A 6,601-nucleotide genomic window follows, 5' to 3' on the forward strand; every position below is an offset into this window, starting at 1 on the left:
GGCGGCGCACCAGCCGTGGGCGAGGTCGAGCAGGCCGAGCGGCGGCGCGGGGGCGGGCACGGCCGCGGGCACCGCGCCGCCGTCCCGCAACAGCAGGGGTGGCGGGTGACCGCAGCAGACGAGCTCGGCGGAGCCGTCCGGGGCGACGGTCACGAGGGTGGCGGTGACGAACCGGTCGGGCTCGTCGGACTGGGCGACCAGCGAGTGCAGGCGCACCGCGAGCACCTCCAACGACCGCTGCTGAGAGGCCAGTTGACGCCATGCCTGCAGTACGGAGTCGGCGGTACGGGACAGTTCGGGCCCCTTGCCCATGACGTCGCCGATGAGCAGGCGGGTGCCGAACGGCGTGTCGACGACGCCGTGCACGTCGCCGCCGCTGCCGTCGTGCCCGGCGCCCGAGGACAGGCGACGGGCACTGACCTTCAGCGTGCCGACCGTGTCCGGGAGCGAGCTGGTCGTGCGCGGGCGGGTGGTCATGTGGGCCTTCCGGGGGAGAGCCGGGCAAACGGCTCCGGCGGACGAACGACGTACGGCCGGTGCGATGTCCGGGAAGTGTAGTCATCCGGGCGCACTGTGTGACCGATTCCCCGAAGTGTGCACAGAATGTGCCCGAGGCATCCCCGTCAGGGGGCGTGCGAGCCGCACGGGACAGCGCAGTCTCCCACTTCCCGCCCCCGCGTGCGCGGTGATCCGGTGAAGCCGCCGGGGCGGTGGCCCCGCCTTCTAACCTGACGGCGCACGACTCGCCGTCGCCACCCGCACCGTACGGAGTGAGACCCCTCATGAACCGCAGTTCCGGCCGCCGCACGTCGGGTGAACTGCCCGCCGAGGCCACCAGTTTCGTCGGTCGGCGACGCGAGCTGGAGCAGGTGGCCGAGGTGCTGACGCGGGCCAGGCTGGTGACGTTGACCGGTCCCGGCGGCGTCGGCAAGACCCGCACCGCCGTGCGGGCCGCGCACGAACTGCGTGCACACTTCCCCGCCGGGGTGCACATGGTGGAACTCTCCGCGCTCAGCGACCCGGAGCTGCTCGCGAACACCGTCGCCGCGGCGCTCGACCTGCCGGAGCAGACGGCCCGGCCCCCGCTCCAGGTGATCGCCGACTTCCTGGAGGACCGCGAACTCCTCCTGCTCCTGGACACGTGCGAGCACCTGGTCGACGCCTGCGCGCTGTTGTGCGACGAACTGCTGCGCGCAGCACCGCGGTTGAGGATCCTCGCCACCAGCCGACAGCCGCTCGACGTGCCCGGAGAGCACCTCCTCGGCATCGGTCCGCTGCGGGTGCCCGAGCCCACGGCCCTCGGTACGGAGCAGGTCTGCGACGCGCTTACCCTGTTCGCCGACCGGGCGTCGGCGGCGGTGCCCGGGTTCACGGTGGGCGACGACAACCGGGCCGACGTGCTGGCCCTGTGCCGGCGCCTCGACGGCATCCCGCTCGCCATCGAACTCGCCGTGTCCCGACTGCGCGTGCTCTCCCTCGACGAGATGCTCTCCCGCCTCGACGACCGGTTCCGGCTGCTCGCGGGCGGGCGCCGCACCTCGGTGCCGCGCCACCAGACGCTGCGTACCGCCATCGGCTGGAGCCACGAGCTGTCGACCGGTCCCGAACGGCTGCTGTGGGCCCGACTGTCCGTGTTCGCGGGCGAGTTGAGCCTCCCGGCCGCGGAGGCGGTGTGCGCGGACGCCGGGGACCGGTCCGCCGCGACGGGCGAGGCACTGCCCGTCGAGGAGGTACTGACCTCGCTCATCGGCCTGGTGGAGAAGTCGGTCGTGATCCGGGTCGAGACGCCTGAGGGCACCCGCTACCGCATGCTCGACACCATCCGCGAGTTCGGCAGGGAGCAACTCGTGGCGCTCGGCGGCGAGGAGCACACGCGCCACCGCCATCTCCGGTACTTCCTGGAGGTGGCGCGCGGCTTCGACGAGGAGTGGACGGGCGACGCGCAGATTCCCCTGCTGCGGACGCTGGTGCGCGACCGGGCGAACATCCGCGCCGCCCTGGAGTACTGCACGACCTCCCCCGGACTCCCGTGCAAGGGGCTGCAGTTGGCGACGGACCTGTGGGGGTACTGGCACACCACGGGCCTGCTCACCGAGGGACGGTACTGGCTGCGGCGTACGCTGGACGGCTGCCGCGACGAGACGCCCGTACGGGTCAAGGCGCTCTGGCTGACCAGCTGGTACATGGACATCCAGGGGGAACGCGGTCACAACGAGGCCCTGTTGAAGGAGGCCGAGGCCGTCGCCACGCGTATCGGCGACTGGACAGGTGCCGCGTGGACCCTCGCCTTCCAGGCGCACCGCCGCTACTTCCTCGGCCTGATGGAGGGCTGCGCCGACGACTTCGACGAGGCCCGCTCCCGGATGACGGCCCTCGGCGACGACACGGGGCTGAAGATGCTCGGCTTCTACGGCGGCTTCATGCTGATCCTGTCCGGCGACCACGACAAGGGCATCGCCTGGTGCGACGACTCGCTCGCGCGCGGCGCCGCGCACCCGGGCGAGCAGTGGGCGCGGGGCTGGGCGCTGTGGGTCAAGAGCGTCGGGCTGTGGCTGAAGGGCGCTCACGAGGCCGCCGTCGCGTGTTCACGGGAGGGCCTGCGCAGCAAGGCGGTGCTGCACGACCTGATGGGCCTGGCCCACTTCATGGAGGGGCTCGCCTGGTACGCGGCGCAACTGCGCCGCTTCGAGCGGGTCGCCGTGCTGCAGGGCGCGGCCGACGCGCTGTGGCGCAGGTCCGCGAAGGAGGCCCGCTTCGGCATACCGGTGCTGCACGACCTGCACGCGCAGGCAGCGGACCGGGCCCGGTCCGCGCTGGGCGCCGACGGATATCACGACGCGTTCCGGGAGGGCGGGCTGCTGCCGCTCGACGCGGTGGTGGACCTGGCCCTCGCCGACGACTCGGCCACCGCACCGGACGTGCCACCTCAGCACGCGGGATGCACCGACGGGCTGACGCCGCGCGAGCGACAGGTCGCCGCACTCGTCAGTCAGGACCTCACCAACCGCGAGATCGCCGCCGAACTCGTCGTGTCGAAGCGGACGATCGACTCCCACGTGGAGCACATCCTCACCAAGCTCGGCTTCACCTCCCGTGCGCAGATCGCGGCTCTGCACGCCCAGCAGGGCGCGGAGGGCTCGGTTCCGCCGTCCGAAGTGTGACGAAGCAGGTCATGGCGGCGCCCCAGCCGCTACCTTGAGAGCGGGGACGAGCGAACTAGGGCCCGCGGAGGCCGGATGGACGACGACGCTGCACGGGAGGCCGGGCCGCTGCCGAGGCTGCGACTCGACGAACTGCTCGAAGAACTCCAGGTGCGCATCGACGCCGTGCGCGGCACCCGCAACCGCCTCCAGGGCCTTTTGGAGGCGGTCCTCTCGGTCGGCCAGGAGCTGAACCTCTCCCAGGTGCTGCGGCGCATCGTGGAGGCGGCAGTGGTCCTGGTCGACGCGGAGTACGGGGCGCTCGGGGTGATCGGCGAGGACCGGCGCAAGCTGTCGCAGTTCCTGCCGGTCGGCATCAGCGACGACCAGCGCTCCCAGATCGGCGATCTGCCCTCCGGGCACGGGCTGCTCGGTGAGCTGATCCGGCATCCGGCGCCGCTGCGGCTGCCCGAACTGGCGAGCCACCCGGCCTCGTCCGGCTTCCCGGCGCACCATCCGCCGATGCACACGTTCGTGGGCGTCCCGATCCGGGTGCGCGACGACGTGTTCGGCAACCTGTACCTCACGCAGAAGCGCGGCGGCATCGACTTCGACGACGAGGACGTGGCCGTACTGCAGACGCTGGGCGCCGCCGCGGGCGTCGCCATCGAGAACGCGCGCCTGTACGAGGAGGTCCAACTGCGCCAGCGCTGGCTGCAGTTGAGTGCGGAGTTCACCGGGAGCCTGCTGTCCGGCACGGACGAGACGTCGGTCCTGCGGCTGATGGTGGAGCGCGCGCGGGAGATCGCGGGGGCGGATCTCGGCCTGGTGGCGCTCGTCACCCCCGACACCGAGGCACTGCGGGAGACGCTCGCGCTCGGGCAGCAGGCCTCGGCGCACCACAACGTGACGTTGCCGCGCAAGGGCACCTTCGCGGGTGCGGCGCTGGCCGCCGGCGAACTCGTCACCTCGGACGACGTCCGCAAGGACCCGCGCATCACGTACCAGCCGGCCCGCTGGGAGGGCCTCGGCCCCGCCGTGGCCGTGCCCATCGGCAAGAACTCCGCCGTGCGCGGGGTGCTCACGCTCGCCCGCCGGGCGGAGCGGCTGCCTTTCTCCGCAGCCGAGTTGACACCGCTGGTCGGCTTCGCCGGACAGGCGGCCCTCGCCCTGGAGCTCGCGGACCGGCGGCGCGACGCCGAGCAGATGAGTCTGCTGGAGGACCGCGACCGCATCGCGCGGGACCTGCACGACCTGGCCATCCAGCGGCTGTTCGCGACCGGGATGACGCTGCAGAGCGCGCAGCGCTTCGTCCAGCATCCGGAGGCGTCCGAGCGGCTGGTGCGGGCCGTCGACGACCTGGACACCACCATCAAGATCATCCGCTCCACCATCTTCGGCCTGCGCGAGCAAGAGGCGGCGCCCACGGTGGCCGGCCTGCGGGTGCGCACGGTACGGGCCGTGGAGGAGGCGGCGCGGGTGCTCGGCTTCACGCCGTCCCTGCGCATGGAGGGACTGATCGACGTGGACGTGCCGGGGGCGGTCGCCGACGACGTCCTCGCGGTGCTCGGCGAGGCCCTGACCAACGTGGCCCGGCATGCACACGCGTCCCTCGCGGAGGTGGCACTGGTGGTGCGCGGCCAAGCGCTGACCCTCAGCGTGGAGGACGACGGGATCGGCATCACCGACGCGGCGGACGCCCATCGCAGCGGCCTGGCGAATCTGGCGGCGCGCGCGACGGGCCGGGGCGGCACGCTGTCGACCGCGGCGCGCAAGGGCGGCGGCACCTGTCTCACCTGGCACGTGCCGTTGAAGATCGGGCACTGACGGCGATACCGGGCGGCCTACCAGGTGCGCGGCCTACCGGGTGCGCGGCGGTGGCAGGCGGCTGGCCAGCACCGCTGCCTGGATGCGCCGCTCCACGCCGAGCTTGGCCAGCAGCCGCGAGATGTTGTTCTTCACGGTCTTCTCGGAGAGGAACAGCCGCAGCCCGATCTGCCGGTTGGTGAGCCCCTCCCCCACGAGCGCGAGGATGTCCCGCTCCCGCTCGGTGAGTTCGGCGATCGCGCCGTCGGCCGCCGCGGAGTCCGCCGGCGCCGCGCCGTCGGACTCGGGCCCGCGCAGGCTGCGCATGAGCCGCGCGGTCGTCGCCGGGTCGAGCATCGACTGTCCCGAGGCGACGGTACGCACGGCCGAGACAAGGTCGGAACCCCTGATCTGCTTGAGCACGTATCCGGCCGCCCCGGCCATGATGGCGTCGAGGAGGGCGTCGTCGTCATCGAACGACGTCAGCATCAGACAAGTCAACTCCGGGAGCATGCCCCGCAGTTCACGGCAGATGGTGATGCCGTCGCCGTCCGGCAGCCGTACGTCGAGCACGGCGACGTCCGGACGCAGAGCGGGCCCTCTGGCGAGCGCCTGCGCGGCGGTCGCGGCCTCCCCGACGACCTCCATGTCGGGCTCGGCACCGAGGAGGTCGCGCAGACCGCGGCGGACCACTTCGTGGTCGTCGAGGAGCAGGATGCGAATGGGATGGTCCGCGGAGAAGTCACGTGGTTGGGCCATACGTCCCCCTCGGATGTGATGGTCCCTAGATCCTGGGGCCGAAGGGGATGATCCGCCAGGGCCGAACGGGCCCGATCGGCCCGGCGGAAGGACGCACGCTCCCCGTCCTGGCCTATGCCACCGCGCCGGCCCCGTACGGCGCGTACAGGTCCAGGAGCCGGGAGCGGGTGACGCTCAGGCGGTGGGCGAGGACCTGACCGACCCACTGGGCGACGAACGAGCCGAGGCCGGGGTCGGAGGCGCACAGCAGCCGCACGGTGACGGCGTCGAACTCGTGCGCGCGCACCGGGGTTTCGGTCTGCGCCCCGAGTTGCCACACATAGGGCGGGAAGAGCCAGGACCAGCCGATGAGTTCCCCGCGCCCCAACGTCTCGACGATGGGCGCGCGTTGTCCCGGTACGCGCATGTCGAGGGCGACGCTGCCGCTGCGTACGATCCAGAAGCGGTCGGCGCGCGAGCCCTCCTCGAAGAGCCTGCAGTCCTGCGGGAAGGCCACCTCGCGGGCGATGCGCAGCAGCCTGACGCGGTGTGCGTCGGGCAGGGTCTGACTCATGCGCGGGGCCGTGGTGGTCATGGGCTGCCTCCTTCTGGGGGCGCGCACGACGGCCGGGAACCCTTCCCTCCGGTGGGTCCGCCACCTGGGCCGCGTGGGTCGGCGCATGGCCCTGGCGGCGGTCCTCGCACTGTCCGGACTGCCGTCGTGCGATACCTCGACGATGGCCGCCCGGGGCCCGGGCGGCCAGGGGCCGAACGGCTCTGGCCAGGGGGCCTGTCGGCCACGGAAGGCCGAGGGCCTCAGGGCGGGCGGGGTCCCCCGTCCGGCGCGACGCGCCGCCAGTCCCGCGCCCAGCCGGCGAGGCGCCGGCGGTCCAGGACCCGACGCAGGACGAGACGGC

General features: G+C 72.7%; 5 protein-coding genes. 2 read left to right on the top strand and 3 right to left on the bottom strand.

Translation table 11 applies throughout. The annotated features are described in order from the left end of the window. A partial coding sequence (locus tag G3I40_RS33260; protein WP_164306325.1) for a SpoIIE family protein phosphatase occupies positions 1-477 on the bottom strand: 477 nt, incomplete at its 3' end. Positions 478-782: 305 nt separating this feature from the next. On the opposite strand from G3I40_RS33260, the gene G3I40_RS33265 reads away from it, so the two are divergent. Beyond that, positions 783-3,161: a LuxR C-terminal-related transcriptional regulator gene (locus G3I40_RS33265; protein ID WP_164306326.1), complete on the top strand. Its 2,379-nt coding sequence runs from the start codon at positions 783-785 to the stop codon at positions 3,159-3,161. 75 nt (positions 3,162-3,236) lie between these two features. After that, positions 3,237-4,967, top strand: a complete 1,731-nt coding sequence (locus G3I40_RS33270) for a GAF domain-containing protein (protein ID WP_164306327.1) — start codon at positions 3,237-3,239, stop codon at positions 4,965-4,967. 33 nt (positions 4,968-5,000) lie between these two features. On the opposite strand, the gene G3I40_RS33275 is transcribed toward G3I40_RS33270, so the two are convergent. Both G3I40_RS33275 and G3I40_RS33280 read right to left on the bottom strand, forming a co-directional pair. After that, positions 5,001-5,705, bottom strand: coding sequence for a response regulator transcription factor (locus tag G3I40_RS33275; protein ID WP_164306328.1), 705 nt, complete (start codon positions 5,703-5,705; stop codon positions 5,001-5,003). A gap of 112 nt (positions 5,706-5,817) precedes the next feature. Continuing rightward, a complete protein-coding gene (locus G3I40_RS33280; RefSeq protein WP_164306329.1) occupies positions 5,818-6,279 on the bottom strand; it encodes a cyclic nucleotide-binding domain-containing protein in 462 nt (153 codons plus the stop codon). Positions 6,280-6,601: the final 322 nt, after the last annotated feature.

This window comes from Streptomyces sp. SID14478 (assembly GCF_010548525.1).
Classification (GTDB): domain Bacteria; phylum Actinomycetota; class Actinomycetes; order Streptomycetales; family Streptomycetaceae; genus Streptomyces.

Coding starts and splice junctions, on each gene's coding strand:
- G3I40_RS33265 (WP_164306326.1), top strand. CDS start 783: ATGAACCGCAGTTCCGGCCGCCGCACGTCGGGTGAACTGCCCGCCGAG.
- G3I40_RS33270 (WP_164306327.1), top strand. CDS start 3,237: ATGGACGACGACGCTGCACGGGAGGCCGGGCCGCTGCCGAGGCTGCGA.
- G3I40_RS33275 (WP_164306328.1), bottom strand. CDS start 5,705: ATGGCCCAACCACGTGACTTCTCCGCGGACCATCCCATTCGCATCCTG.
- G3I40_RS33280 (WP_164306329.1), bottom strand. CDS start 6,279: ATGACCACCACGGCCCCGCGCATGAGTCAGACCCTGCCCGACGCACAC.